This window comes from Nonomuraea sp. NPDC049378 (assembly GCF_055586745.1).
Genome location: NZ_JBVJHP010000009.1, coordinates 110,348 through 137,347 on the forward strand (window position 1 = coordinate 110,348; position 27,000 = coordinate 137,347).

A 27,000-nucleotide genomic window follows, 5' to 3' on the forward strand; every position below is an offset into this window, starting at 1 on the left:
GCGATCGAGATTAGTGGATACCGGCGAACAGATCGTTCTCGCGGTTGTACGGCTCGCCGAGCCCTCCGGCCTCCACGGGCGGCCCCGGCACCGGCAGGCCCGGCGACCCGATCGCCAACGTGTAGTGCTCGACCCCCGCGATCTCCTGGCCGATGTTGTTGGACAGCGTGAACCACGGCTGCGCCACGGTGATCTGCGTGCCGTGAGCCCGCATGGCCTCGATCTTGTTGCCGATCCAGGGGCGCGCGTCGATCTCGGTGGTGATGTCCTGGTCCGCGCAGCCGTAGGCCATGTCCTCGACGTCCTCGACGAGGAACCCGACCGCGGCCTCCCGCAGCGCCTCCGAGGTTCGGCGCAGCGCGGACCTGGCGACGGCGGTGTGGTAGAGCTTCGCGATCCACCACGGCTCGCCCGAGCCGAAGCCGGGATCCGCGGCCAGCTCGAACGCCCTGCGCGAGACACGGTGCGCCTGGATGTGGTCGGGATGGCCGTAGAAGCCGTTCTCGTCGTACGTGACGAGCACCTGGGGACGCACCTCGCGGATGACCTTGACCAGCTCGCCCGCCGCCTCGTCGAGGTCCGCCTGCCAGAACGCCTTCGGGTGGTCGTTGGAGGCCACGCCCATCATCCCCGAGTCGCGCCAGCGCCCGGGTCCGCCGAGAAAACGGTGATCCTCGACGCCCAGCGCCTTGCAGGCGGCGGCGAGCTCGCCGATCCGGTACGGCCCCAGCGCGTCATCCCTGTCGGCGGCCAGGTGAGCGAGGTCGGCGGGGATGATCTCCCCTTCCTCGCCGAGCGTGCAGGTCACCAGCGTGACGTGGGCGCCCTCGGCGACGTATCGCGCCATGGTCGCCCCGGTGCCGATCGACTCGTCGTCCGGATGGGCGTGCACGAGCAGGAGCCGTCGATCAGTCATAGCCCCGAGCGTAACAATGGTGCGTTCCTGGCAGGATTGGCCCCATGAGTGAGAGCTTCCCGCGACTGTCGGCCAGGACCCGCCGGTTCACCCTCGGAGTGCCCAGGGGTTTCACGATCTCCCCTGACGGCGGCCGGGTGGTCTTCCTGCGGTCGAAGTCGGGCGACGACCCGGTGACCTGCCTGTGGGAGCTCGACACCGAGACGCACGTCGAGCGCCTGGTCGTCGACCCGCGCGCGCTCGACGCCGACGAGGAGGACCTGCCGCGGGAAGAGCGGGCCAGGCGCGAGCGCAGCAGGGAGTCCGCGGGCGGCGTCGTCGCCTACGCCACCGACGCCGCGGTGACCAGGGCATGCTTCGCCCTGTCCGGCGGCCTGTACGTGGCCGACCTGGCCGGCGGACAGGCGTACCGGCTCGACACGCCTGGCGCGGTCATCGACCCCCGGCTCTCCCCCGACGGGCGGCACGTCGCCTACGTCAGCGGCGGCGCCCTGCGCGTCCAGGACGTGCTCTCCGGCGCCGACCGCGCGCTGGCCACGCCGGAGTCGCAGACGGTGACGTACGGGCTGGCCGAGTTCATCGCCGCGGAGGAGATGGACCGCATGCGCGGCTACTGGTGGGCGCCGTCGAGTGACGCGCTGCTGGTCGAGCGGGCCGACGAGGCTCCGGTCAACGTCTGGCACATCGCCGACCCGGCCAACCCCGACCGTCCTGCCACGGTCCAGCGCTATCCGGCGGCCGGCACGCCCAACGCGGTCACCGAGCTGTTCGTGCTGGGGCTCGACGGGTCGCGGGTCGCGGTGCCGTACAGCGAGGAATACCTCACCACGGCGTCCTGGGACTCCCACGCGCTGTCGATCGTGACGATGACCCGCGACCAGAAGACGATGCGGCTGCTCTCGGTCGATCCGGCGACCGGCGCGACCACGCTCGTCCGCGAGGACACCGATCCCGCCTGGGTCGACATCGTGACGGGAGTGCCCGCCCACCTCGACGACGGGTCGCTGGTCTGGGTGGCCTCCGCCGACGGCGGCCACCGCCTGTACGTCGGCGACCACCCGGTCACCCCGCCGACGTTGCAGGTGCGGGCCGTGCTCGGCGTCGACCACGACAGCGTGCTGTTCAGCGCGAGCGGCGACCCGACAGAGATCCAGCTGTGGACGTGGGACGGCCACTCGCTGCTGCCCGTCTCGACCCGTTCCGGGGTGTTCTCCGGGCGCATGTCGGGCGGGGTCGGCGTGCTCACCGAGCAGAGCCTCGACACCGAGGGCGTGTCGGCCACGGTCGTGAAGCGCGACGGCACGGCCGTGCCGATCCCGTCGTTCGCCGAGCGCCCCGGCCTCGACATGCGGGTCTCGCTCGGCCGTTCCGGCCGCCGCGACCTGGCCACCGCCGTGGTGCTGCCGTCGTGGCACGAGCAGGGCTCGGGCCGGCTGCCGGTCCTGATGAATCCGTACGGCGGCCCGCACGCCCAGCGGGTGCTCAACCAGCGGAGCATCTTCCTGGAGAGCCAGTGGTTCGCCGAGCAGGGCTTCGCCGTGGTCGTGGCCGACGGGCGCGGCACCCCCGGCCGCGGCACGGCCTTCGAGCGGGCCGTGCTCAACGACCTGGCGACCCCGGCGCTGGAGGACCAGGTCGACGCCCTGCAGGGGGTGGCCGAGCAGTACCCCGACGACCTCGACCTGACGAAGGTGGCCATCCGCGGCTGGTCGTTCGGCGGATACCTGGCCGCGCTCGCGGTGCTGCGCCGTCCCGACGTGTTCCACGCGGCGGTCGCCGGAGCGCCGGTGACCGACTGGCGGCTGTACGACACGTGCTACACCGAGCGCTACCTGGGCCACCCCGACGAGCAGCCCGAGGTGTACGAGAAGTCGTCGTTGTTCGCCGATGCGAGCAAACTCGAACGCCCGCTGCTGCTGGTCCACGGCCTGGCCGACGACAACGTGGTGGCCGCGCACACGCTGCGCCTGTCCTCGGCGCTGCTCGCGGCGGGGCGCCGGCACAGCGTGCTCCCGCTGTCCGGCGTGACGCACATGACGCCTCAGGAGGTGGTGGCGGAGAACCTGCTGCTGCTGCAGCTGGACTTCCTCAAGCAGGCACTCGCCTGACGGCCGCCGCGCACAGGATCCTTGGGCGGGCCCGACCCGCCGCACCGACAGAACTCCTCAAAGCGGGCGCAGGGCTGACGGTCTGACAAACCCAGGTCCGACACCCACGCCACGAAGATCAAACCCTGGTCCGACGCGATCCCGCCGCCCTCTGCGGGATCGTGAACGCCATGCTGAAACCCCTCGCCCTGACCCTGGCGCTGCTGGGCGCGGGCCTGTCCGCCCCAGCGGCGGCGGCCACCGCCCAGGAGTGGCGCTCGTGCCCCCAAGACAAGATCGATATGGTCTGCGCGGACCTTCGGGTCCCGGCCGACTGGAGCAAACCCGACGGCCGCACGATCACCCTGAAGCTGGGGCGGCTCAAGGCCACCGGCGCCTCGGAGGGCTCGGTGCTGGTGGCCTACGGCGGCCCTGGCGGCCCCGGCATCGCCCTGACCCAGGCCAATCCCGGCTGGTGGGCCAAGCTCCGCGAGCGTATGGACATCGTCACGTGGGACACCCGGGGCTACGGCGAGCAGTTCCAAGGCCTCAGCACCGGCCTGCAGTGCGCCTGGACCCGCGTCCCCCTCCCCGACGACCCGGAAGACGACGCCGCCTTCGGCCGGCTGTCCGACACCAACCGCGGCTACGCCGAGGCCTGCCGGCTCAAGGAGCCCGAGCTGTTCGCCCACATGAGCTCCGCCGACCACGCCGCAGACATGGAGGCCATCAGGAAGTTCCTCGGCGACGCCCGGCTCAACTTCTACGGCGCCTCCTACGCGGGCATCTACGGCCAGGCATATGCCCGCCTCTTCCCCGGCCGCATCCGCACGATGGTCCTCGACGGCACGATCAACCACAGCACCGCGAGCTGGAAACGCGAGCTGGAGGAGTCGGCCAAGACCAACGAGCGCTTCCTGCAGCGCTTCTTCACCTGGTGCAAGGCCAACGGCTGCTCCGACGTCCCCGGCCGCTGGCGGGCGCTGATCGCCAGAGCCGAGCGCACCCCCGTCCCCACCACGACGGCCAATGTCGCCTACAACGGCCGCGACCTGCAGTCCTTCGCCATCAGCAGGGCCCGGCAGGGCAAACCGGCCTGGCCTGACCTGGCCCAGACGATCCGCAAGGCCGCCAGGGGCGACGCGTCCGGCTTCGTGCCCGCTCGCGGCGCCCGCTACCCCGACCAGGCCACGGGCGTCACGGAGTGCACCGACTGGCCCCGCTTCGCCGACCGTGAGGAGATGGCCGCCACCCAAGCCCGCCTGCGCAAGATCGCCCCCAACGCGGGCACCGCCAACACCCTGTCCACGGCGATGCTGGGCTGCATCGGCTGGCCGGTCCCCGTGACCAACAAGCCCGCCCCTCTCCCCAAGGGCCTGCCGCCCCTGCTCGGGGCAGGAGCGTGGGGCGAGTCCGACGCGGTGGCGCGGGCACTGTCCCCGGTCTCGGGCAGCGCCGTCATCCATCACGACGGGCCCGGCCACACGCTCTATGGCTTCAACGAGTGCGCCCGCGACCACATCAACCGCTACTTCACCGACCGCACCGTCCCCGCCAAGTCCGCACGATGCTGACGGGATCCCTCCGGAGATGCCGTCCCGCCCCCGTGGGCAAGCGGTGTCATTGGCGAGCGGAGGAGGTGCCGTGCCAGCTGGTCCAGAGGGCCGCGTAGGAGCCGCCCGCCGCCACCAGCTCGTCGTGGGAGCCCAGCTCGCTGATCCGCCCGTCCTCCACGACGGCCACCCGGTCGGCGTCGTGCGCCGTGTAGAGCCGGTGGGCGATCGCGATGACCGTCCGCCCGTCGAGCACGGCGGCCAGCGAGCGTTCCAGGTGCCTGGCGGCGCGTGGGTCGATGAGGGAGGTGGCCTCGTCCAGCACCAGGGTGTGCGGGTCGGCGAGCACGAGCCGGGCCAGGGCGAGCTGCTGCGCCTGCGCGGGCGAGACGGCCAGCCCGCCGGATCCCACGTGCGTCTCCAGGCCGGCGGGCAGCTCCAGCACCCACTCGAGCGCGTCCACCGCTTCGAGCGCCTTCCTCACGGCCTGGTCGTCGGCGTCGGAGCGGGCGATCACCAGGTTGTCGCGCACCGTGCCCTTGAACACGTGATGTTCCTGGGTGACGAGCGCGACGTGGCCGCGCAGGTCGTCGAGCGGCAGCTCGACCAGCGGCACCCCGCCCACGGCCACCGCGCCGGCGCGCGGTCCGTGGATGCCGGCCAGCAACCGCCCGAGCGTGGACTTCCCGGCGCCCGACGGCCCGACCATGGCCAGCCGCTCCCCCGGCTGGACGGTCAGCGACACGCCGTGCAGCACGTCGCGGCCCTCACGGTAGGCATAACGCACGTCCGACGCCTCCAGCAGCTCGCCGGAGGGCGACGACGACGCGGAGGCCACCCGGTCGTCGGGCACGTTGGCCACGCCGAGCAGACGCGCCATGGAAGCTCCGCCCACCTGCAGCTCGTCGATCCACATGAGAAACCTGTCGAGCGGGTCGATGAGCTGCTGGGCATAGAGCGTCGCGGTCGTCACCTGGGCGAGCGCCACCCAGCCGTTGGTGTAGAAGAGGCCGCCGACCAGCAGTGTGGCCACGACCGGCAGCACATAGCCCAGCTCGACGGCAGGGAACCACACGGTGCGCAGGTGCAGCGTGTAGCGTTCGGCGGCGTACGATCGCGCGATGTCGTCGTCGGTGCGGGCCCGGCGCCGCTCCTGCAGCCCGAGCGCCTCCACCGCCCTGGCGCCTTCGACGGTCTCGGCCAGCCCTTCGGTGAGGTCGGCGTAGGCGGCGTTCTCACGGAGATAGCCGTCGCGCGCCCGCTTCAGATACCACCGGGTGGAGATCCACAACACCGGGCCGGCGATCAGCATGGGCAGCATGAGCAGCGGGCTGACCAGGAGCAGGGCGCCCACGGTGATCACGAAGGTGACGGACGCGATGAGCGTCTCGGGCACGGCGTGCCGCACGGTGCGCGACAGGGCGTCGACGTCACGGGAGGTCCTGGTGATCAGGTCGCCGGCGCCGGCCCGCTCGACCGTGGACAGCGGCAGCCCGAGCACCCGGTCGACGAACTCCTCGCGCAGCTCGGCCAGCACCTTCTCGCCGAGCCTGGCGGAGGCCAGCACGGCATAGCGCACGAGGACACCCTGCAGCAGCAGGAACCCCCCGATGGCGGCGGCCACGACGACGACGTCGACCTCGGCTCCATACTGCACGTCCTGCACCAGCCTGCCGAGCTGCCACGGCACGGCCAGCCCGGCCACGGCGGCCAGACCGTGCAGGAGGAGGGCGAGCGTGAGCTCGCGCGGATAGCGCAGGGTCAGCCGCCTGGCGTAGGCGCGCACCTGTTTGGCGTCGGCGACCGGAAGGATCTCGCGGGCCATGGGTCAGTCCTCCCCGCGGGTCACGGTCGCGGCGTAGGCGGGCGTGCTGTCGAGCAGCTGGCGGTGTGCGCCCTCGGCCAGCACCCTGCCGTCCTCGACGTAGATGACGTGGTCGGTGCGGTCGAGCACCAGCGGGCTGGTCGTGCAGATCAGCGTGGTGCGGCCGGCGCGGGCCTTGGCCAGCCGGCCGGCGATACGGGCCTCGCTGTGGGCGTCGACGGCGCTGGTGGGCTCGACCAGGATGAGCACCTCGGGGTCGGCCAGCAACGCCCTGACCAGGCGCAGCCGCTGCTGCTGCCCGCCGGAGAACTCACGACCGGCCTCGGCCACGACCGTGTCGAGCCCGTCAGGCAGAGCCTCGACGATGTCGTCGGCGCAGGCCGCGTGGAGTGCCTCGCGCAGCTGCGCGTCGGTGGCGCCGCCGCGCACGTCGAGCTCGTCGCGCAGGCGCCCGGTGAACAGGCGGGCGCTGTTGTCGGCGACGAGGATGCGCTCGCGGACCTCGGCGATGGGCAGGTCGGCCAGGTCTGCCGCGCCGAAGGTGACGTCGCCGTCGGCGTAGCGGCCGAGCCGGTCGGCGATGGCGGCGGCGTCGTCGGGCGAGCTCGCGGCGATGGCGGTCAGCGAGCAGGGCTGGAGGGTGACGCCGCTGTAGGAGTCGCGCAGCACGCCACCGGGGCTGCTCCCGGCGCCGCCGGCGACCTCGGGCTCGATCGACAGGATGCGGATCACGCGACCGGCGGCGACGTGGCCCTTGGTGAGCTTGTCGGCGGCCTCGGTGAGGGTGCGCAGGGGGCCGATGAGGAAGACCGCGTAGAGATAGAAGGAAACGAGCTGGCCGGTGGGGATCTCGCCGGCGACGGCGAACGAGGCGCCGACGCCGGTCACGATGGCGATGAGCAGGCCGGGCAGCACGATCTGGGCGCCTTCGAGTACCGACTCGACCCTGGCCACGCCGACGCCCGCCTGGCGGACGAGCTGCGACTCCTCGCGGTAACGGCCGGCGAACACGTGCTCGCCGCCGATGCCGCGCAGCACCCGCAGCCCGGCCACGATGTCGCTCGCCCTGGTGGACAGGTCGCCGACCAGCTCGCGGTGCCTGAGCTGCCGCCGGTGCAGGGGGCGCAGCAGCGGCGAGACGGCGAGGGCCATGATGGGCACGCCGAACAACACGAGCAGGCCGAGCGGCAGCGAGGTCGAGATGAGGATCACGGTGACGGTGACGATCGCCACGATGGAGCCGGTGCCGCGCAGCAGGATGTCCATGGAGTTGCCGATGTGGGCGATGTCGGAGTTGCCGACGCTGACGACCTCGCCGGTGGACAGCCGCTTGGGCAGCGTCGCGCCGAGCCTGGCGGCCTGCCTGGCGGTCACCTGCACGGTGCGGTAGGCGGCCGACAGCCAGGTGTGCACGGCCATCCGGTGGCGCATCAGCCCGGTGTAGGCCTGCAGCAGCCCGAGCGCCAGCAGGACACCCGCCCAGAGCAGCAGCGCCCGGGTGTCCTTGGCGGTGACGGCGTCGATGCCCCTGCCGAGCACGGCCGGCATCAGGGCCTGCACCAGCCACCACAGGGTCGCGAAGCCGATGCCCGGCAGGAGAGACGGCCACTGCCTGCGCGCAGTCCACCACAAATAACGCAGCGGGCTGCGGATGTCGGGCACGCCAGGATCGGCCTCAGGAAGGGAGCGCATAGCCTGACAACCTTGACAAGGCGCGAGGCGGCCCGGCAAACGGTTTTCGACCTGCTGGAACGTTCCCCTGGACGGTCGGGTCCCGACGGCGGCGCCGGACAAACCCGACGAAACCGGCAGAAGCTCCGGCGTCACCTCAGCCTTTCACCCCGTGGGCGATGCGCAGGTCCGCCGCCGCCCTGAGGATGGCGTCGAGCCTCCAGCGCGGGTGTGGCGGCCGGTGCGCAGGGTGGCCGGCACCATCTGATCACCGGACATGTCCCGGTTCGGGTCCGTGGTCGCGGTCGACGAGTGACGGGGCCGGTGCGGCGGTTGCGCTAGCGCCCCTGGAGGCCCTTGAAGGCCCGCATCGTGTACGCCAGCGTCACCAGCGCCGTGAGCGCGAGCAACGCGAAGCCGACCGTGTACGCCCCGGTGGCGGCGTAGACCGCCCCCATGACGAGCGGCGGGAAATAGCCGCCGAGCCCTCCTGCCGCGCCGACGAGCCCGGTCACCGTCCCCACCCTGGACGCCTCGACCAGCTTCGCGACGAGCGCGAACACGCCGCCCGTCCCGAGTCCGAGGAAGAGCGCCATGAGCACGAAGCTCGCCCCCGCGGGCAGCTCGGCCGGCGGCTCCAGCGCCAGTACGAGCGCCATGACCGTGGTGCCGCCGAAAGCGATGAGCAGGACCTTGACCGGGCCGATCCGGTCGGAGAGCGTGCCGCCGAGCGGCCGGGCCAGCACCGCCGCGATCGAGAACCCGGCCGTGCGCAGCCCCGCGCCGGTCTGGGCGAAGCGGTACACGTTCTGCAGCAGGGTCGGCAGGTACGTCGAGAAGGCCACGAACCCGCCGAAGGCCACCGCGTACAGGAAGGCCGACTGCCAGGTCGCCTTGAGCGCCATAGCCTTCCTGATCCGGGGCCACGCGGGGGCGGTCGCGGGCGACCAGCGCGGCGAGTCGCGGCTCGCGCCCAGCATGACGAGACCCGTCACCGCGAGCGCCGCCGCCATCAGCACGTGCGTGAAAGGCCGCCCGAACGTCTCCACCAGGACCGGCGTGCAGAACGCCGACAGCGCCGTGCCGCCCATGCCGGCCCCGAACACGCCGGTGGCGAAACCCCGGCGGGCGGGTTCGTACCATGCGTTGACGAAGGGGATGCCGATCGCGAACGACGTGCCGGGGACGCCCAGCAGGAATCCCCAGAACAGCAGCCAGCCGTACGACGTGGACCAGCCGGTGAACAGGACGGGCACGATCGAGACGAAGCAGACGACCGCGAACATGCGCCGGCCTCCGAACCGGTCGGCCAGCATCCCCACCGGGATCCGCCCCAGCGAGCCGACCACCACGGGGATCGCCACCAGCAGCGAGAGCTGCGTCTGCGACAACCGCAGCTGCCTGCTGTAGCTTCCGGACAGCGGACCGATGAGGTTCCACGCCCAGAACGTCACCGCGAAGGCCACCGTGGCCAGCACCAGGTTCCGCACCTGGCCTGCACGAAGTTCGGACATGCACTCTGTGTAACAGATTCTCGCTTTCCTGTGACGGCGTGAGGGCGTGCGGCGACGACCCGGGCGGACACTCTTTACATGGTGCCCACCGTGGCCGGGATGGTGCTGTCCGCGCCTTTCCCGGTCAGCCGCCCGGAGCGCGCTTCTTCCACCCCGCTGGGCGGTCTGCCCCGTCCTTACATCGTGTATCGCGAGCGCGGGCGATAGTGCGCGGGTGCACCCGGCACGGGTCCCGGTGCGCCAGAATCGACCCTTGTGAAGCACGGGTACACCAACAGCACGGTCGGCGACGGCGCCCTGGTCGTGAAGTGCTACCAGGGGCCCGAGGCGGCGTTCAGGCTCAGCACGGAGAGCAGATATCTGCGCCGCCTGCGCGGCCGCATTCCCGTCCCCCGCGTCCACCAGGTCACCTCGACGAGCCTGACCACCCGCTGGGTCGAGGGCTCCCACGGCCAGGACCTCCTGGACGACGGCCGCGCCGCGGAGGTGCTCGCCGAGTGCGGCCGCATGCTGGCCCGCATCCACAGGCTCGGCATCGTCCACGGCGACTACGGGCCGCAGAACATGCTGTTCCACCCGGCCACGTTCGAGACGACCGCGATCCTCGACTGGGAGTGGGCCCATCCGGGTCGGCCGGTCGAGGACCTCGCCTGGTGCGAGTGGATCGTCCGGATGCACCACCCCGAGCACGTGCCGCTGCTGCCGCGGTTCTTCTCCGCCTACGGCGAGCCCGTGCCCGGCTGGGCGGAGCGCCACGCGGCGATGCTGGCCCGCTGCCGTGATCTGCTCGACTTCTGCGTCCGCTGGGAGCCCGGCGGCGGCGAGAAGATGTGGCGCGAGCGCATCGACACCACGGCCGCCTGGACCGAGCGGGCCGCCGGACGTCTTTGACAGGTTCTGTCGGTGTCCTTTGCTTGACTCGGGGCATGACTCGGCTCGTGATCCTCGTCCTCGGAGCGACAGGCACCATCGGGCGGCGCGTGGCGGAGCGGCTGCGCGCGGCCGGCCACGCCGTGCGTGCAGCCTCCAGAGGCGGTGAGACCACGTTCGACTGGGCGCGGCCCGGCACGTGGGAGCCCGCGGTGAGAGGGGTGTCCAGGGTCTTTCTCATGGCCCCCGACGGCGTCCCGATCGACCCCGCGTTCGTGTCGCTGGCAGTGGATCAGGGGGTCGAGCAGATCGTGCTGCTGTCCAGCGACGGCATCGAGGTCATGGGCGATGAGCGGCTGATGGCCGCGGAGCGCACGGTCCGCGACAGCGGCGCCGGGTGGACGATCCTGCGGCCGAGCTGGTTCGACCAGAACTTCGACGAGGGTTTCCTGCGGCCCGCGGTCATGGCGGGCGAGCTGATGGTGCCGCTGGGCGCCGTGCGCCAGGCGTTCGTCGACGCCGGCGACATCGCGGCCGTCGCCGCCGCGGCCCTCACGCGGGACGGCCACGCGGGGCACTCCTACGAGATCACGGGGCCGCGCGCCCTGTCGTTCGGGGAGGCCGCGGAGATCATCGGCTGGGCGGTCGGCCGCGAGATCATCTATCTGGGCGGCGAGGAGGAGTACATCGCGGCGCAGGGCTTCTCCGGCGACGCCATCCGTGCGGCCAAGGCGTTCACCGCCCTGCGTGCCCTCGGCGACCAGCCGGTCACCGAGGTCGTGAGCCAGGTGACCGACCGGCCGCCGAAGCCGTTCGAGAGCTACGTCACCGAGACGGCGGCGCGGGGCGCCTGGCGGCCGTGAGGCCCAGCTCGCGCACCAGGGCAGCCGCCGCGTCGAGCAGTTCCAGCTCCCTGGTGGTCATCGTGGGGTTCGCGCTCCGGCGGGCCTTGGCGCGGTCGAGGGCGTCGCCGTAGCCCATCGCGGGGCCGAGTCCGGCCAGCAGCGCGCCGAGCACCACCCGCGCCGCCGGCGCGCTCTCGTCCCGTGCGTCGGCCGCGACCTGCGCGAGGATCATCGCTGACATGGCGCAGTCCTCCTCCGGACTGCCCTCCTCGGTGTTGGACCAGTCGATCACGATCGGTCCGCGGGCCGTGAGCATGACGTTGTCCGGGTGCAGGTCCAGGTGGAGCACCCGGGCATCGGGGTCGGCCGAGTGCCGGGCCGGGATCCGGTGCAGGCGCAGGAGCAGCCGCGCGATAGCGTCGCCCGCCGCCTCGAGTCCCAGGTCGCCGTCGAGCATCGCCCGTAACATCGTCGGCCCGGCCAGCCGCTCCATCACCAGGTCGCCGGGCGGCCCTTCTCCCGGATGGACGCGGGGGACGGGATAACCGTGCCCCGCCACGTAGTCCATGACCGCGGCCTCCCGGCGCGCGTCGATGCCCGACCGGTAGCGGCGCAGCACCCGCACCTCGTCGATCGCGTACACGTCGGCGCTGCGGCCCTGCCCCAGCAGTTCGCCTGGCTCCATCCGGTCAACCTACCGAGCCGCGCCTCACGTGCGTCCGGCGATCCTGTCCAGCTCGGCCAGGTGGGCGGTGTGGTCGCGCCGCATGGCGGAGGCGAGCTCGCGGGCCTGTCGCGCGCCGCCCGCGCTCTGCTCGCCCTTCGCCACCAGCGCGAGCTGCTTCAGGTACGCCCGCAGCAACGTGACGAACCGCCGGTCGAACGCGTCGTCCCGCAGCCCGGACAGCGCCGTCAGGTCGGCGGCGGTGGGCATGCCGGGCATGTCATGCCTGGCGTGCGGGTTCTCGCCGGCGACCCGGGCCTGGGCGAGCAGGGCGCGCAGCCGGCCGCGCCCGCTCTCGTGCTCCGCGCCGAGCCGGGCTGCCAGGCCGGCGAGCGGCCGGTCGGCCGCGCGGTCCCGCGCGAGCTCCAGGAGGGGCAGCGCCCGCGTGTGCAGGGCCTCGGCCAGTTGCAGCCAGGCCACGTCCGTGGTGGTGAAGGCGCCGCTGGAGGCGGGCGCCTGAACAGGAGCAGGAACAGGAACGGGGTCAGGAGCGGCCGAGCAGCCGAGCAGCAGGACGGCCGGCAGCAGGAATCCGAGCACCCGTGACACGCGTACGACCTCCGGAGGGCCCGGGCGGTGACGGCCCGCCCGGGCGAGAAGCAGACGTTACGACGGCCGCCCGTCGGCCCCGCACTTGATGACCGGCCGGATGCAGTCGCGCACCCGGCGCTCCATCTCCGCCGCCGGCCACGCGTTGAAGAAGTCACCGTGCATCGTGAAACCGCCACCCGACGCCAGCCGGAAGTGCGAGGGGTCGCCGCTCACCGGGTAACGGATCACCTGCCGCAGCTTGGGCACCGGCACGGGGTGCGTGCTCGGGCAGGCGCCGCCCACCGGATAGGCCATGTGGCTCTTGTGGTCGGCGGAGTCGAGGTCGCGCCCGTTCCAGCACTGCGGGAAGTCCAGGTACGACTCCAGCATCGTCCCCGGCGGGCAGGTGACGAAGTCCTTCGACGCGCCGACGTGCCCGGCGTGCAGGCAGGACCACCGGGAGATCGTCGTGTGGTCGGGCCCGGTCGCCATGGCGTTGCCCGCGACGATCCGCAACCCGAGGGGCAGCGGCTGGGTCCTGGCGACGATGTCGTCGCGCACGCCCTCGCCGAGGTAGTAGAACGTGACGATGGCCGGCTCCACGGGTGCGCCGTCCCTGTAGAGGGTCGGCACCCAGTACGACGACTTGTCCACGGCCGGGTTGCAGTTCGTGGCGCCGTTGAGCAGGTCGTTGAGCTGGGTGTGGGCGTTGGTGACGCGGCTGCCGAAGAAGCTGTGCATGTGCGAGGCGCCCGGCAGGCCGGGGAAGACGATCGGGTCGTCGGGCAGCCGGTGGCTGAACGGGCAGTCGGCGAGGAACTCCGCAACCCGTACGGGCTTGGCCACCGCCGGGCGGGGCACGACGGCGACCAGGCCGATCAGCAGGGTCAGCAGCGCTGAGAGTCGTGAGGCGAGCATGGCGGCTCCCTTGGGCGTCATGGGTGGACGCGCACGATGTCGGTGAGCATCCGTGACGGGGAACGGCGTGGCCGTGTCGGGCGCTCCCGGCCGGTCGCCGCCGGTCGCGAGGGCGGGGGATGGCGGGTCGTAGACCACGGGTCGGGGTGTGGACTCACGACGTCTCCGTCAGGGTGCGAAGCGGGGGGTGTTCGGGGAGCGCTCCCTGATTGGGAGAGTGCTCGCCTCTCCTGCTGCTGTCAAGATGCTCGTTACCAGATGAAAACCCACCTGACACGCACGAGACCGCTCCTTACACACCCATACGCGGCTTCTACCAGTGAGAACGACTCATCTCCCACCGACCGCGACCCTTCTCCCGCGCCGCACCGAACAGGAAACAGTAACCCGGCCATGACCCGCCCGGAACCCCGCACCGAACACCGACAAGGGAGCGCTCTCCCACAAAGGGAGACAACCGCCATGAATGTCAGCCCACGTGAACCTGGAACGGTCGGCGTGACCCGCAGCCGGTAAAATGGGTGGGAAATCCTTACTGGCCCCGCCAAACTGATCAACGAACCAGTAAGGAGCAACTTTCATGCCGAACCAGCCCGCACCGAACCTGCTGTCGTGGGCCAGCGAGATCGACGAAGGCGCGATCATGCAGGCCGCACGCACCGCCCGCCTGCCGTTCGTCTCCGGCCACGTCGCTCTCATGCCCGACGCGCACGTCGGCATCGGTGCGACGGTCGGCTCGGTGATCCCCACAGAGAACGCGATCATTCCCGCCGCCGTCGGCGTCGACATCGGTTGCGGCATGGTGGCCACCGAGACGACGCTCACGGCCGCGGACCTGCCCGACACGCTCGCGGCCCTGATGCCCATGGTGGAGCACCGCATCCCCGCCGGCGTCGGCAAGGGCCACGACGACCCGTCGACCGACCGCGCCCTCAGCGACCTCGGGCTCCCCCACACCGATCTCAACCCGAAGCAGACGAAGAAGGTGGCCGACCAGTTTGGCACCCTCGGCTCCGGCAACCACTTCGTCGAGGTCTGCCTCGACGAGCGCGACCACGTCTGGACGGTGCTGCACTCGGGTTCGCGCGGCATCGGCAACCAGCTCGCCCAGCTGCACATCACGGGCGCCAAGAAGCTGATGAGGAAGCAGGAGGTCGGCCTGGAGGATCCGGACCTGGCGTACTTCGTCCAGAGCACGCCGGAGTTCACCGCGTACATCGAGGACATGTTGTGGGCCCAGCGCTACGCGATGGCCTCGCGTGCCCGGATGGACAGGGTCCTGATCAATGCCCTGTTCCGGGTCGTCGGCCAGGGCCGCCGTGTCCGCACGATCAACTGCCACCACAACTTCACCCAGCAGGAGACCCACTTCGGCAAGTCGATGTGGATCACTCGCAAGGGCGCCATCAAGGCCGACAGGGGTGACGAGGGCGTGATCCCGGGCTCGATGGGCACGCGCTCGTACATCGTGCGCGGGCGCGGAAACCCCGAGTCGTACACCTCGTGCTCCCACGGGGCGGGCCGCCGCATGTCGCGCACGAAGGCCAAGCGCGAGCTGTCGGCGAGCTCGCTCACCGCGGCCATGAGCGGCCGCACCTGGAACGCCGACCGGGCCGCCGCACTGGTGGACGAGCACCCTGAGGCGTACAAGCCCATCGACCAGGTGATGGCGGACCAGACCGATTTGGTGGAGGTACGGCACACGTTGCGCCAGATCTTCAACTACAAGGGCTGACCGGACTCCGGCTCCCCGCCTGCGCGACAGGCGGGGAGCCGTCTTTCTGTCGGTGCCAGAACGTAGGGTTCGGCGGGTGGACGAGACCTCCAGAACCCGGCGTGCCGTGCAGGCCTACGTCGACAACACCGAGCGGCGGGATTGGCAGGCGCTCGGCGACCTGCTCGATGAGGACGTGGTGTACGAGATGCCGCAGACCCGCGAGCGCATCCGCGGGAAGCCGGCCTTTCTCCAGTTCAACAGGGATTATCCCGGTGACTGGCACCTACGGGTGCGGCGCGTCGTCGCCGACGGTCTCCATGCGGCGGCGTGGATCGACGCTCGCGTGGGCGATGAGCCGCTGGACGCGTGCGTCTGGTTCGACGTCTCGCCCCATGGGCTGATCAGCCGCGTCACCGATTACTGGCCGGAGCCCTACGATCCGCCGGCCGGCCGCGAGCACCTCGTGGAGCGCTGGTGACCCGTCCACCGGGTGCGGCGTTCCACGCCAGGGGCACCACGAACGCCAATTCCACACAAGTGGTCCGCATCAAGAACCTGCCGGTGCCGTGGCGCGGGGTGTTCCGTCATCAGGTTCTCACCGCCTCCTTCTGTACGACCTGCGCAGGCGGCCCGCCGGGCAGGAGCGGGATGACCGCCAGCACGATAACCAGCACGGTCACGACGAGCCAGAAGATGCCGTGGAAACCGGCGATCACGTCCCCGGCGGTCTGCAGGACGAGCGTGACGACCGCCACGCCGAGCGCGGCGCCGAGCTGGTTGAGCATGTAGAGCACCGAGCTGCCCTGCGCCACCATGGGCTCGGGCAGCGTGCGATAGAGCGAGCCCATGGTGGGCGCGCTGAAACATCCGCTGCCCAGGCCGAGCGTGAGCGCCGCCAGCGCCGGCCGGATCTCGGGCGTGTGGGCTCCCATCCGGGTGAAGGAGAGCGCGCTGAGCAGGGCGACGACGGTGCCCGCGATGGCCAGTCCGCGCGCGCCGATCCGGTCCGACAGCCACCCGGCCAGCGGCATCGCGATGGAGCCGCCGAGCCCGAGCGGCGCCATCAGCAGCCCGGCGGCGAGCACGCCGTGCCCGTGGGCCTGCTGGTAGTACAGCGGCAGCGCGAACAGCGCCCCGAAGAGGGACAACCCGCCGAGCCCCATGATCGTGACGCTGGCCGTGAACCCGCGGTTGGCGAACAGGCGCAGGTCGATCAGCGGCGGTTTCCTCCGCCCGATGAGCGAACCGGCGGGTGAACCCGCCGGGCGCGCCCGCAGCGCGTGCACCGCATAGCCGGCCAGCAGCAGCACGCCCGTGGCCAGCGGCAGCAGCGCCTGCCAGGCGGCGAACGACCCCTGCTCGGCCGTCTGCGACAGCGCCAGGACGACGGCCGCGAATCCGGGCCCGAGCAGCGCCAGTCCCACGACGTCCAGCCGGGTGGGCGACACGCCGGACGTCCCATGGGACGGCTCGTCGGCGGGGACCACCCGTACGGCCAGCAGCAGGGCGACCAGTCCGACGGGCACGCTGAGCAGGAACATCCACCGCCACGACAGTCCGGCGAGCACCGCGCCGCCCGCGATCGGCCCGAGCACGGGCCCGAGCGAGAGCACCACGCCCATCAGTCCCATCACCCGTCCGGCCCGGCGCGGCCCGGCGGCCCTGGCCAGCAGGATCAGCACGAGCGGGTCGAGCAGTCCCGCCCCGAACCCCTGGAGCACCCGGAAGGCGATCAGGCTGCCGACGTTCCAGGCCAGTCCGGCCAGCAACGATCCGGCCAGGAAGAGCGACAACCCGGCCAGCCAGAGCCGCCTGCCGCCGAACCGGTCGACGGCCCAGGTGGTGAACGGGATGGTGGCGGTGACCGCGAGCAGGAAGCCGGTGGACGTCCAGCCGACCGTGCTGAGCGAGGTGGCGAAGGCGACGGCCAGGGTGTCGATGGCGACGGCGGCCATCGTGCTGTTGAGGATGCCCAGCAGCCCACCGAGCAGGATCACGCCGATCATGCCGAGGAGCCGGGAATCCATCCGGTCATCCGATGGAATTGAACTCATGGGTTCAACGTAGTTATCTCATACGTTCGCATGCAACCCGTACGTCCACGGGAGTGAACCAGCGCGTACAATCACCGGCATGGCCACCAGCACACGCGGGCGCATCGACAAACGCCAGGCGATCCTCGGCGGCGCGTTCGCCGTGTTCGCCCGCCTGGGATACGCGCAGGCCTGCGTGCAGGACATCGCGGACGAGGCCGGCGTGGCCAAACCGACGGTCTACAACCACATGACCGACAAGGCCACGCTGTTCCGGCACGCCGTGGAGGCCGCCTCGCAGGCCGCGCTCGATGCCCGGATCGGCGCGCTCGCGCCGCTGGCCGATCCGGGCGACGATCTGGCCGGCGCGCTGGAGGGCGTCGCGCACGCGCTGCTCCGCCTGCACACCGACGAACGTTCGTGCGCGTTGAAACGGCTGCTCTACTCCGAGATCACGAGATTTCCTGACATCCTCGACGTCGTGACCGGCAGCGGCCCCCACCATCTCACCCAGGCGCTGGCCGACCGCCTGGCCCGGCTCGCACTCTCCGGCCGCCTGCGCGCCGCCGATCCCGACCTCGCGGCCGAGCAGTTCCTCGCCCTGCTCCTCGGCCCGCTGGAGGCCCGCTCCCGCCTGGGCACCCGCCAGATCAGCGACGCCGAGCTCCGTGACCTGGCCCGCGCCACCGTGCGCACCTTCGTGCGCGCCTGGGGCCGGAACGCGCCATAGCCAATGTCGGCGACAAGGCCTCTTGTCGGTGGTAGGCAAGAGATATAGTCTGCCGCGTGTGGTGGAACGAGACGACTACGCGGCCATCCGCGATCGGATCATCGGGCTCTCCCACACCCATGGCTTGCGCTGCGACTGGGCGGAGACGACCAGGCGGCAGCGCTTCCTCCTGCTGTGGGACGCCGAGGGCCGCGTCGCGGCCCGCGCGATCGTCCCGCTCTACCCCGGGGAGACGCCCCATCTGGTCGACTCCCTCGAGCAGGGGCTCGCTCACCTGTTCGGCGACCACTGGCTGGAGGATTCATGACCGCGGACCGCGTTGACGTTCACATCACTCTGGCGGGCAGCCTGTGGCTGGCCCAGGTGGACGGCGTGGCCGGCGGCATGTCCGCGCGCACGCTGAAGGAGCTGCACGCCGACGTCACCGAAGGGCTGCCGTTCCTGTTCGCCGACCGCGACCGGCCGCCCGCGCCCGTCTTCCACTACGCGCTGCCCGGCCTGTCCGAGCAGGACCTCGACGACTTCGCCGCGCTCCAGCGCCAAGCCGCCGCGATCGCCGAAGACTACACGCGCACGCTGAAGAAACGCGTCAAGCACATGCACGAGCTGGGCCTGTCCGACGGCGACATCGGAGAGCTGCTCGGCCTGACCAAGCAGCGCATCCAGCAGATCCGCGCCAACGCCAACGACGAGTCCCGCCAGACCGCCTGACGGAGCTTCCCGCCTGGTCCGACGCGCCAGCCTCCGACAGACGGACGGTCGGGTCGACGGGCTCCACGCCCGAGCACCAGCGCGCCACTTCCACCCGGCCATCGGCCGGGCACGGCACGTCCACACAGCCGGCGTGGCCGAGACCGATGGTGACGCCTTCGTAGTACTTGACGTGAAGGAGCAAGTACTTGCTATTGTGCGTCAAGTGAGTACGCGCGAGCACGTGGCGTTGGCAGGCGAGCTGGTCGAGCTGGTCGAGCGGCGGATCGTCGATCCGCTGGAGATCCTCTTCGGCTCCGGCGAGCAGGTGGACCCGGTCAGGGCCCGCCTGCGGATCGAGGCCGAGGTGTGGGCCGCCCAGTTGCTGGGCCCCGACGAGAGCCTCGCGGTCCGTACGGCGGCGAGGTTGATCGCGGCCGCCTTCCCCGGCGACGGCCCGTTCGATCCCCCCGACGAGTGGTGGAGCACCGCCTTCGGCAGGGCCGTGGCCAGGCGCGCCGGCCATCCGGGCAAGGAGGCGGTGCCGTTCGCCACGGCGGGCGCGATGCTCGGCATCACCCGGCAGGGAGTTCACGACCTGGTCAAGCGCGCGAAGCTCGACCGGCATCCCGACGGCGGGGTGAGCACCCACTCGATCCGCGAACGGCTGAACCAACCTCAGGAGCGTCATGCCGCACGACGTCACCATCACTGACCACGACATCCCCCTCGCCGTACGCGACCACGGCGGGCCCGGCGAGCCCGTCCTCCTCCTCCACGGCCTGGGCGGCACGCTGGAGGCGTGGGACCGGCTCGAACTCGCCGGCCACCGAGCCGTGGCGCCTGACCTGCGGGGCCACGGCCTGTCCGGCGACGGCCCGTGGGAGTGGGAGAGGGCGCTGGACGACCTCGAGGCGGTGGTGGCACACCTGGACCTCGGCAACCCGGCCGTCGCCGGTCACTCGCTGGGCGGCATGCTCGCCGTGTTGTGGGCCAGGCGACATCCCGAATGCCCGGCGATCGTCAACCTCGACGGGCTGCGCTCCGCCGAGAGTTCCCCGGACAACTACCCCGGGATGGACCCCGTGACGAGGGACCGGGAGCTGGCGAGCCTCAAGGCCGTGTTCGACGAGCAGTCCGCGAGCATGGGCCGGCCGCTGCCCGCAGAGCTCCGGCCCATGTTCCCCGCCAGGGCTCTCGCCGAAAGGGACGGGCAGGTCCACGCCCGGCCCGGCGCGGAACTCCTCGAAGCGGTGCGCCACACCCCGGAGTTCCGCGACACGATCCCCCTGCTGCACGAGGTCACCTGCGACGCCCTGGTCGTGATCCCGACCCGCGACCCGCAGGCCATGCCGGGCGGCGAGCTGATGGCGGCGTTCAGGAGAGGAGTGCGCCGCGACCTCGCCTCCCTGCCGCCCCACATCCGGGTCAGGGAGCTGGACTCCGGCCATGACCTGCTCGCCGAGCAGCCGCAGGCGGTCGCCGCCCTGATCACGGACTTCCTCGCCGCCCCGAGGTGAGGTCGGCGGGCTACTTGGCGTTGGCCTTGAGATAGTCGCTGTTCATCTGGGCGATCGTGTCCAGCGGGATGCCCTTGGGGCAGACCGCCGTGCACTCCCCCGTGTTCGTGCAGCCGCCGAACCCCTCCGCGTCCATCTGGTCCACCATGGCCTTGGCGCGGGACACACGTTCCGGCTGACCCTGGGGAAGCAGGCTCAGGTGAGTGATCTTGGCGGCGGTGAACAGCGAGGCCGAGCCGTTCGGGCAGGCGGCCACACAGGCCCCGCAGCCGATGCACGTCGCCGCGTCGAACGCGTCGTCCGCGTCCTCCTTGCGTACGGGGACGCTGTGGGCGTCGGGCGCCGAACCGGCGGGAACGGAGACGAAGCCGCCCGCCTGGATGATCCGGTCGAACGCGCTGCGGTCCACCACCAGGTCCTTCACCACCGGGAACGGCGCCGCCCGCCACGGTTCGATGGTGATCGTGGCGCCGTCCTCGAAGTGGCGCATGTGCAGCTGGCACGTCGTCGTGGCGCGCTGCTCGCCGTGCGCCACGCCGTTGATCACCATGCCGCACATGCCGCAGATGCCCTCGCGGCAGTCGTGGTCGAAGGCGATCGGGTCGTCGCCCTCCAGGATGAGGCGCTCGTTCAGGACGTCCAGCATCTCCAGGAAGGACATGTCCGGGGAGACGTCCTCCACCCGGTACGTCACCATCCGCCCGTCGGCAGAGGGGCCGCTCTGCCGCCAGACCTTCAAGGTCAGGTTCACGCCCGGGGCTCCTTCGCTTCGCTCAGTCGCCCATTCCCGGGCATGAACAGGTTGCTGCGTCTGATGGTTCGCTCGCTCACTTGTAGCTCCGCTGGGTCATCTTGACGTACTCGTACTCGAGCGGTTCCTTGTGCAGCACCGGCCCGTCAGGGGTGCGCTCCCAGGCCGACACGTGCGCGAAGCGGTCGTCGTCGCGCAGCGCCTCGCCGTCGGAGTCCTGTGACTCGGCGCGGAAGTGGCCGCCGCACGACTCCGTGCGGACCAGGGCGTCCAGGCACATGAGCTCGGCGAGGTCGAAGAAGTCGGCGACGCGGCCGGCCTTCTCCAGGACCTGGTTCAGCTCCTCGGCGGTGCCGGTCACCTTGACGTTCTGCCAGAACTCCGCGCGCAGCTCCGGGATGCGCTCCAGCGCCTTGCGCAGCGACTCCTCCGTGCGCTCCATGCCGCAGTAGTCCCACATGAGCTTGCCCAGCTCGCGGTGGAAGGAGTCGGGGGTGCGGGTGCCGTTCACCGACATCAGCCGATCGATCTTGTCGCGGACCCTGATCTCGGCCGCGGCCACGGCCTCCTCGTCGACGTCGTTGTACGGGCCGTCCGCGAGATAGTCACCGAGGGTGGTGGGAAGCACGAAATATCCGTCGGCGAGCCCCTGCATCAGCGCCGACGCGCCGAGCCGGTTGGCGCCGTGGTCGGAGAAGTTGGCCTCCCCGATGACGAACAGGCCGGGGATCGTGGACTGCAGGTCGTAGTCCACCCACAACCCGCCCATCGTGTAGTGCACGGCGGGGTAGATGCGCATCGGCACGTCGTACGGGTTCTCACCCGTGATGCGCTCGTACATCTCGAACAGGTTGCCGTACTTCTTCTCCACGGCGTCGCGCCCGAGCCGGCCGATCGCGTCGCGGAAGTCCAGGTAGACGCCGAGCCCGCCGGGCCCGACGCCGCGGCCCTCGTCGCAGACGTTCTTGGCGGCCCTGGAGGCGATGTCGCGGGGCACGAGGTTCCCGAACGCGGGGTAGATCCGCTCCAGGTAGTAGTCGCGCTCCTGCTCCGGGATGTCACCGGGGGCGCGCGTGTCGTTCTTGCGCAGCGGCACCCAGACGCGGCCGTCGTTGCGCAGCGACTCCGACATCAGGGTCAGCTTCGACTGGTACTCGCCGGAGACCGGGATGCAGGTGGGGTGGATCTGCGTGTAGCAGGGGTTGGCGAAGTACGCGCCCCGCTCGTGCGCCCGCCAGATCGCCGTGGTGTTGCAGCCCTTGGCGTTGGTGGACAGGAAGAACACGTTGCCGTAGCCGCCGGTGGCCAGCACCACGGCGTCGGCCACGTGGCGCTCGATCTCGCCGGTCACCATGTCGCGCACGATGACGCCGCGGGCCCGCCCCTCGGAGACGATCAGGTCGAGCATCTCGTGCCGGGTGTGCATGGTGACGGTCCCGGCCGCGACCTGCCGCTCCAGCGCCTGGTACGCGCCCAGCAGCAGCTGCTGGCCCGTCTGGCCGCGGGCGTAGAACGTACGGGAGACCTGGGCGCCGCCGAACGAGCGGGTGTCGAGCAGGCCTCCGTACTCGCGGGCGAACGGCACGCCCTGCGCGACGGCCTGGTCGATGATGTTCACCGAGACCTGGGCGAGGCGGTAGACGTTCGACTCGCGTGCGCGGAAGTCGCCACCCTTCACGGTGTCGTAGAAGAGCCGGTAGATGCTGTCGCCGTCGCCGCGGTAGTTCTTCGCGGCGTTGATCCCGCCCTGCGCGGCGATGGAGTGGGCGCGTCGGGGTGAGTCCTGGTAGCAGAACGAGGTGACGTTGTAGCCCAGCTCGCCCAGCGTCGCGGCGGCCGAGCCGCCCGCCAGGCCGGTGCCCACCACGATCACGTGGAGTTTGCGCTTGTTGGCCGGGTTGACCAGCTTGGCGCTGAACTTCCGCTTCTCCCACCGCTCCTCGATGGGTCCGGAAGGCGCCTTCGCGTCCCGGATCTCCGAGCCCTCCGTGTACTTCACTGCACAACTCCGAACGTGATCGCGAGGGGCGGGGCGAGGAAACCGATGACCAGCACGGCGGCCAGCAACCCTGCCCCGAGGCGCAGCGTCCTGTTGCGGGCCCGGTTGGCCCAGCCGAGGGTCTGGAACGCGCTCCAGACGCCGTGCCTCAAATGCAGGCCGACCATGACGACGGCGACGACGTAGATGAGCGTCACCCACCACCGGGAGGCGTCGAAGCCCGCGACCATCCGGTCGGCGGGGGCGGAGTCGAAGCCCTTGGGGTTGACGACGCCGAAGGTCAGGTCGAGCAGGTGCCAGACCAGGTACAGCGCGATCGTCAGGCCGCCGAACCGCATGATGTGGGTGGCGTAGCCGCCGGCCTGCGACTTCTTGGCGACGTACTTCACCGGCCTGGCCTTGCCCGCCCGCCGGGCCAGCGAGATCGCGGCCCACATGTGCAGGACGACGGACACGGCGAGCACGACCTCCACGACCGTCAGCACCGTGCGGTAGGGGACTATCGGCTCGAGCAACGTGCGCAGCGCGTGCGCGTACTCGTTGAACGAGTCGCGGCCGAAGAAGATCTTGAGGTTGCCGAGCATGTGGAGGACGAGGAAGAGCACCATCACGGCGCCCGTGACGGCCATGACGGCTTTCTTGCCGTTCGAGGAACCCATGAAGCCGCGCGCTCTGCGGCGCTTCCTGGTGCTGGGAGGGGTGACGGGCGCTGTGGCGGCGCCGCGCTCTATCGTGGCTGTCACGTCTCCAGACGCTATGTACGCAGCGATGATCCGTCCAAGTCATCGTAGGTCTCGTTTCGATAGCCACCGGCTATGATGCGGGTCTGTACGGTCGCCCCACTCCGGGGACGGTCGGCCGATGCGAGGAATGTCACATGCAGCTGCAACAACTGGCCTACTTCGTCGCGGTCGCGGAGACCAGGCACTTCACGCAGGCGGCCGAGCGCATGCGTGTCGCGCAGCCGTCCCTCAGCAAGCAGATCAAGACCCTGGAGAGCGATCTGGGCACCCGGCTGTTCTCCCGGGCCCGGGGCAACGTCACGCTGACCGCGGCGGGCGAGGCGCTGCTGCCGCTGGCGCGCCGGATCCTCGCCGACGCCGACACCGCCCGGCAGGAGGTGGCCGAGCTCGCGGGGCTCCGGCGTGGCCGGGTGCGGCTCGGCGCCACGCCGTCGTTGTGCGCGGGGCTGCTGGCCGACGCGCTGGCCCGCTTCCACCGCGCGTACCCGGGGATCGAGCTGCTGGTGGAGGAGGGCGGCTCGCGTGACCTGGTCAGGGCGCTGGCCCGCGGCCAGCTCGACCTGTCGCTGATCATCATGCCGCTGCACAGCGACGACCCGGCCCTGGTGACGGAGGAGATCCTCAGGGAGAACCTCGTGGTCGCCGCACCCTCCCACGAGGCGGCACGCGGACGATACCTGCACATCGAGGAGCTGCGCGGCCGGCAGATGGTGATGTTCCGGCGCGGCTACGACCTGCGCGATGCCACGCTGGCGGCGTGCCGTCAGGCGGGGTTCGAGCCGAGGTTCGCGGTGCAGGGCGGCGAGATGGACGCGGTGCTGCGGTTCGTGGAGGCGGGCCTGGGCGTGGCCGTGGTGCCGTCGATGGTGCTCGACGGGCGGCCCGGCCTGTCGGGCACGCCGCTCGCGCCGCCGGGGCTCAGCCGCACGATCGCCCTGGCCCACCGCAAGGATGTCGAGCCGGCCAGAGCGGCACAGGCGTTTCGCGAGATCCTGCTAGCTTTCGTGGTGGAATCTGAGCACGAAGGCACGCTTCCGCAAGGCGTGGAGCTCATCGCAAAATGAGCACCACTACTCCGACCCCCCGAAGAGGCGTCTTGACGGCAAATCTCTCAATAACGCTGACGCTGCTCCTCATCGAGGATGACGACGGCGACGCCTTCCTCGTCGAAGAGCTGCTCAAGGAGGCGGAAGCCCCACCAAGGATCTTCCGGGCGCGAAGTCTGCGCGAGGCGAAGGAGAAGCTGACCGAGCACATCCAGTGCGTGCTGGTCGACCTGACCTTGCCCGACGCCAACCGCCTGGAGGCCCTGGAGGAGGTCCTGGAGCTGGCCCCGCACGCCGCCGTGCTCGTGCTCACCGGCCTGCGGGACGTCCACGTCGGCGTCGGCGCCGTCCAGGCCGGCGCCCAGGACTACCTGGTCAAACAGGACATCGACGCGCGGCTGCTGGCCAGAGCCATCCGATACGCGATGGAGCGCAAGCGGGCCGACCTGGCCCACCTGGCGCTGCTGCAGGCGGAGCTGTCGGCAAAGGAGAACGCCAGGCTGGAGGGCGCGCTGCTGCCCGACGCGCTGCTGCGTACCGACGCGATCGAGCACGTCACCCGCTACCTGCCGGGCAGCGGCGGCACGCTGGCCGGCGACTTCTTCGACACCGTGCAGACGCCGGACGGCTCCCTGCACGTCGTGATCGGCGACGTGTGCGGGCACGGACCCGACGAGGCGGCGCTCGGAGTGGCGCTGCGCATCGCCTGGCGCACGCTGGTGCTGGCCGGGCAGACGGACGAGACGATGCTGCGCACGCTCGACGCGCTGCTGCGGGCCGAGCGCCAGGCCCCCGAGATCTTCACCACGCTCTGCACGGCCACCATCTCCCCCGACCTGCTGCACGCGAAGATGCACGTGATCGGCCACCCGCCTCCCGTGCTGGTGCGCGACGGAGGCGCCGAGGCGGTGTGCGACACGCCCTCCGGCCCACCGCTCGGCATCTTCCCCGACGTTGAGTGGCGCGTGATCGACGTCCCGCTGGGCGAGGAGTGGACGATGATGCTCTACACCGACGGCCTGATCGAGGCGGCCGTGGGCGAGCCCGACGGGGAGATCGGGGTGGACGGCCTGATCGAGCTCGTACGCGCCCACGGAGACATCGACCTCGACCGGCTCATCACCCACGTCGGCACGCTGAGCGACGACCTCGCCGTGATCCTGCTGCGCAGGAGGAAAGCATGAGCATCCACCCGCTGCCGCCCGCCCCGGAGCCCACGGGGCTGGGCCGGCTGCCGGTCGCCCGCTGGTTCCTGTTCGTCGGGGCGATCGCCGGCATCGCCTTCGTGGCCGGGGTCACGGTCATCCTGGTGATGAGCGCCCGCACCATGGAGCTGTCCCCGCGCCCCGAGGTCGCCACGCAGCTCACCCGGCTGAACGTCGCGCTGATCGTGGTGTTCGCGGTGCTGCTGGCCTGCGGCGTCGGACTGGCGTTCATCGTGCGCCACGCCGTGCTCAACCCCATCGACCGGCTCACCACACAGGTGCGTACGGTCGCCGGCGGCGACTTCGACCACGTCCTGCACGTCGACCGGCCGGCGGAGCTGGCCGAGCTGGCCGGCCACGTCGACTCCATGCGCGACCGCATCGTCGCGGCCTGGCGGGTCGCCGCCGACCAGAGCGAGGAGCTGCGCAGGTCCAACGGCGAGCTGGAGCAGTTCGCCTACGTCGCCAGCCACGACCTCCAGGAGCCGCTGCGCAAGGTCGCCAGCTTCACCCAGATGCTGGAGCAGCGGTACGGCACGCAACTCGACGACCGGGCCAAGCAGTACATCCACTACGCGGTCGACGGCGCCAAGCGCATGCAACTGCTCATTAACGACCTGCTCGACTTCTCCAGGGTCGGCCGGGTCACCAGCGGCAAGACCGCGATCGAGTCGGGCGTGGCGCTGGACGCGGCGCTGGAGAACCTCTCGGCCGTGATCGAGGACACCGGCGCCACGGTGACCCGCGACGAGCTGCCCCGGGTCACCGGCAACCGGATGCAGCTCACCCGGCTCTTCCAGAACCTGGTCGAGAACGCCGTGAAGTTCCGCGCCGAGGAGCCTCCGCGCATCCACATCGGTGCGGAGAGGTCCGGCGACATGTGGGAGTTCAGCTGCTCCGACAACGGCATCGGGATCGAGCCGAAGTACGCCGACCGCATCTTCCTGATTTTTCAGCGTCTCCACCCCCGCGACGTCTATCCCGGCACCGGAATCGGGCTCGCCCTGTGCCGCAAGATCGTCGAGTACCACGGTGGCCGGTTGTGGCTGGACGGTGACACCGAGGGCAGGGGCACGACGTTCCGCTGGACACTACCTGTGGCTGGAGGCTGA

General features: G+C 71.0%; 25 protein-coding genes. 14 read left to right on the forward strand and 11 right to left on the reverse strand.

Annotated features, from left to right (window positions below):
* Positions 1-10: 10 nt before the first annotated feature.
* The gene (gene mshB, locus ACZ6SA_RS20715) at positions 11-916 is read right to left on the reverse strand and encodes an N-acetyl-1-D-myo-inositol-2-amino-2-deoxy-alpha-D-glucopyranoside deacetylase (RefSeq protein WP_465829639.1); all 906 of its coding nucleotides are present in this window, start codon (positions 914-916) and stop codon (positions 11-13) included.
* Between the two features lie 44 nt (positions 917-960).
* Between mshB and ACZ6SA_RS20720 the strand changes: the two genes are divergently transcribed.
* Together ACZ6SA_RS20720 and ACZ6SA_RS20725 are read left to right on the forward strand one after the other, a co-directional pair.
* Positions 961-3,024 (forward strand): S9 family peptidase, encoded by a 2,064-nt coding sequence (locus ACZ6SA_RS20720; RefSeq protein WP_465829641.1) that lies wholly within the window; start codon positions 961-963, stop codon positions 3,022-3,024.
* A 170-nt stretch (positions 3,025-3,194) separates the two neighbouring features.
* Positions 3,195-4,577, forward strand: a complete 1,383-nt coding sequence (locus ACZ6SA_RS20725; RefSeq protein WP_465829643.1) for an alpha/beta fold hydrolase — start codon at positions 3,195-3,197, stop codon at positions 4,575-4,577.
* 46 nt (positions 4,578-4,623) lie between these two features.
* On the opposite strand, the gene ACZ6SA_RS20730 is transcribed toward ACZ6SA_RS20725, so the two are convergent.
* The 3 genes from ACZ6SA_RS20730 to ACZ6SA_RS20740 form a co-directional block, all read right to left on the reverse strand.
* Entirely contained in the window at positions 4,624-6,381 is a 1,758-nt protein-coding gene (locus ACZ6SA_RS20730; RefSeq protein WP_347646353.1) for an ABC transporter ATP-binding protein, read from the reverse strand.
* Between the two features lie 3 nt (positions 6,382-6,384).
* Entirely contained in the window at positions 6,385-8,073 is a 1,689-nt protein-coding gene (locus ACZ6SA_RS20735; RefSeq protein ID WP_347646352.1) for an ABC transporter ATP-binding protein, read from the reverse strand.
* A gap of 317 nt (positions 8,074-8,390) precedes the next feature.
* Positions 8,391-9,566 carry an MFS transporter gene (locus tag ACZ6SA_RS20740; protein WP_347646351.1) on the reverse strand — a complete coding sequence of 392 codons (1,176 nt, stop codon included), beginning with the start codon at positions 9,564-9,566 and terminating at the stop codon, positions 8,391-8,393.
* Between the two features lie 255 nt (positions 9,567-9,821).
* Between ACZ6SA_RS20740 and ACZ6SA_RS20745 the strand changes: the two genes are divergently transcribed.
* Positions 9,822-10,457 carry a phosphotransferase gene (locus ACZ6SA_RS20745; protein WP_465829646.1) on the forward strand — a complete coding sequence of 212 codons (636 nt, stop codon included), beginning with the start codon at positions 9,822-9,824 and terminating at the stop codon, positions 10,455-10,457.
* Positions 10,458-10,492: 35 nt separating this feature from the next.
* On the forward strand, positions 10,493-11,299 hold the full coding sequence (locus ACZ6SA_RS20750; RefSeq protein ID WP_465829648.1) for an SDR family oxidoreductase: 807 nt from the start codon (positions 10,493-10,495) through the stop codon (positions 11,297-11,299).
* Here ACZ6SA_RS20750 and ACZ6SA_RS20755 read toward each other — a convergent pair.
* Genes ACZ6SA_RS20755 through ACZ6SA_RS20765 form a run of 3 tightly spaced genes read right to left on the reverse strand, consistent with a single transcriptional unit; the run spans position 11,262 to position 13,454 of the window.
* Complete coding sequence (locus ACZ6SA_RS20755) at positions 11,262-11,966, reverse strand: phosphotransferase (protein ID WP_465829650.1); 705 nt, start codon at positions 11,964-11,966, stop codon at positions 11,262-11,264. The two genes, ACZ6SA_RS20750 and ACZ6SA_RS20755, sit on opposite strands and share 38 nt — an antisense overlap.
* Before the next feature lie 24 nt (positions 11,967-11,990).
* Entirely contained in the window at positions 11,991-12,554 is a 564-nt protein-coding gene (locus ACZ6SA_RS20760) for a DUF305 domain-containing protein (RefSeq protein WP_347646347.1), read from the reverse strand.
* A 57-nt stretch (positions 12,555-12,611) separates the two neighbouring features.
* On the reverse strand, positions 12,612-13,454 hold the full coding sequence (locus ACZ6SA_RS20765; protein WP_465829653.1) for a DUF1996 domain-containing protein: 843 nt from the start codon (positions 13,452-13,454) through the stop codon (positions 12,612-12,614).
* A gap of 580 nt (positions 13,455-14,034) precedes the next feature.
* On the opposite strand from ACZ6SA_RS20765, the gene ACZ6SA_RS20770 reads away from it, so the two are divergent.
* Both ACZ6SA_RS20770 and ACZ6SA_RS20775 read left to right on the forward strand, forming a co-directional pair.
* Positions 14,035-15,189 carry an RtcB family protein gene (locus ACZ6SA_RS20770; protein WP_465829655.1) on the forward strand — a complete coding sequence of 385 codons (1,155 nt, stop codon included), beginning with the start codon at positions 14,035-14,037 and terminating at the stop codon, positions 15,187-15,189.
* 76 nt (positions 15,190-15,265) lie between these two features.
* Entirely contained in the window at positions 15,266-15,649 is a 384-nt protein-coding gene (locus ACZ6SA_RS20775; RefSeq protein WP_347646344.1) for a nuclear transport factor 2 family protein, read from the forward strand.
* A gap of 109 nt (positions 15,650-15,758) precedes the next feature.
* Here ACZ6SA_RS20775 and ACZ6SA_RS20780 read toward each other — a convergent pair whose 3' ends face one another.
* Positions 15,759-17,198, reverse strand: a complete 1,440-nt coding sequence (locus tag ACZ6SA_RS20780) for a DHA2 family efflux MFS transporter permease subunit (RefSeq protein ID WP_465829657.1) — start codon at positions 17,196-17,198, stop codon at positions 15,759-15,761.
* Positions 17,199-17,304: 106 nt separating this feature from the next.
* Between ACZ6SA_RS20780 and ACZ6SA_RS20785 the strand changes: the two genes are divergently transcribed.
* The 5 genes from ACZ6SA_RS20785 to ACZ6SA_RS20805 all read left to right on the forward strand — a co-directional run bounded on the left by ACZ6SA_RS20785 (position 17,305) and on the right by ACZ6SA_RS20805 (position 20,144).
* Entirely contained in the window at positions 17,305-17,934 is a 630-nt protein-coding gene (locus tag ACZ6SA_RS20785; RefSeq protein ID WP_347646342.1) for a TetR/AcrR family transcriptional regulator, read from the forward strand.
* A 58-nt stretch (positions 17,935-17,992) separates the two neighbouring features.
* Complete coding sequence (locus ACZ6SA_RS20790) at positions 17,993-18,241, forward strand: hypothetical protein (RefSeq protein ID WP_347623248.1); 249 nt, start codon at positions 17,993-17,995, stop codon at positions 18,239-18,241.
* A complete protein-coding gene (locus ACZ6SA_RS20795) occupies positions 18,238-18,645 on the forward strand; it encodes a hypothetical protein (RefSeq protein ID WP_347646341.1) in 408 nt (135 codons plus the stop codon). Before ACZ6SA_RS20790 ends, ACZ6SA_RS20795 begins: the two co-directional genes overlap by 4 nt.
* A gap of 205 nt (positions 18,646-18,850) precedes the next feature.
* The gene (locus ACZ6SA_RS20800) at positions 18,851-19,339 is read left to right on the forward strand and encodes a hypothetical protein (protein ID WP_347646340.1); all 489 of its coding nucleotides are present in this window, start codon (positions 18,851-18,853) and stop codon (positions 19,337-19,339) included.
* Positions 19,314-20,144 (forward strand): alpha/beta fold hydrolase, encoded by an 831-nt coding sequence (locus ACZ6SA_RS20805; protein ID WP_465829661.1) that lies wholly within the window; start codon positions 19,314-19,316, stop codon positions 20,142-20,144. The genes ACZ6SA_RS20800 and ACZ6SA_RS20805 overlap by 26 nt, the downstream gene beginning before the upstream one ends.
* Positions 20,145-20,154: 10 nt before the next feature.
* Here ACZ6SA_RS20805 and ACZ6SA_RS20810 read toward each other — a convergent pair whose 3' ends face one another.
* The 3 genes from ACZ6SA_RS20810 to ACZ6SA_RS20820 all read right to left on the reverse strand — a co-directional run bounded on the left by ACZ6SA_RS20810 (position 20,155) and on the right by ACZ6SA_RS20820 (position 23,637).
* A complete protein-coding gene (locus tag ACZ6SA_RS20810; protein WP_347646338.1) occupies positions 20,155-20,895 on the reverse strand; it encodes a succinate dehydrogenase/fumarate reductase iron-sulfur subunit in 741 nt (246 codons plus the stop codon).
* 76 nt (positions 20,896-20,971) lie between these two features.
* Entirely contained in the window at positions 20,972-22,894 is a 1,923-nt protein-coding gene (locus tag ACZ6SA_RS20815; protein WP_465829663.1) for a fumarate reductase/succinate dehydrogenase flavoprotein subunit, read from the reverse strand.
* Positions 22,891-23,637 (reverse strand): succinate dehydrogenase cytochrome b subunit, encoded by a 747-nt coding sequence (locus ACZ6SA_RS20820; RefSeq protein WP_347646336.1) that lies wholly within the window; start codon positions 23,635-23,637, stop codon positions 22,891-22,893. The genes ACZ6SA_RS20815 and ACZ6SA_RS20820 overlap by 4 nt, the downstream gene beginning before the upstream one ends.
* Before the next feature lie 134 nt (positions 23,638-23,771).
* Between ACZ6SA_RS20820 and ACZ6SA_RS20825 the strand changes: the two genes are divergently transcribed.
* Genes ACZ6SA_RS20825 through ACZ6SA_RS20835 form a run of 3 tightly spaced genes read left to right on the forward strand, consistent with a single transcriptional unit; the run spans position 23,772 to position 27,000 of the window.
* Complete coding sequence (locus ACZ6SA_RS20825) at positions 23,772-24,701, forward strand: LysR family transcriptional regulator (RefSeq protein ID WP_347646335.1); 930 nt, start codon at positions 23,772-23,774, stop codon at positions 24,699-24,701.
* A gap of 32 nt (positions 24,702-24,733) precedes the next feature.
* Positions 24,734-25,867, forward strand: a complete 1,134-nt coding sequence (locus tag ACZ6SA_RS20830) for a PP2C family protein-serine/threonine phosphatase (RefSeq protein WP_347646334.1) — start codon at positions 24,734-24,736, stop codon at positions 25,865-25,867.
* Positions 25,864-27,000, forward strand: a complete 1,137-nt coding sequence (locus ACZ6SA_RS20835; RefSeq protein ID WP_465829666.1) for a sensor histidine kinase — start codon at positions 25,864-25,866, stop codon at positions 26,998-27,000. The genes ACZ6SA_RS20830 and ACZ6SA_RS20835 overlap by 4 nt, the downstream gene beginning before the upstream one ends.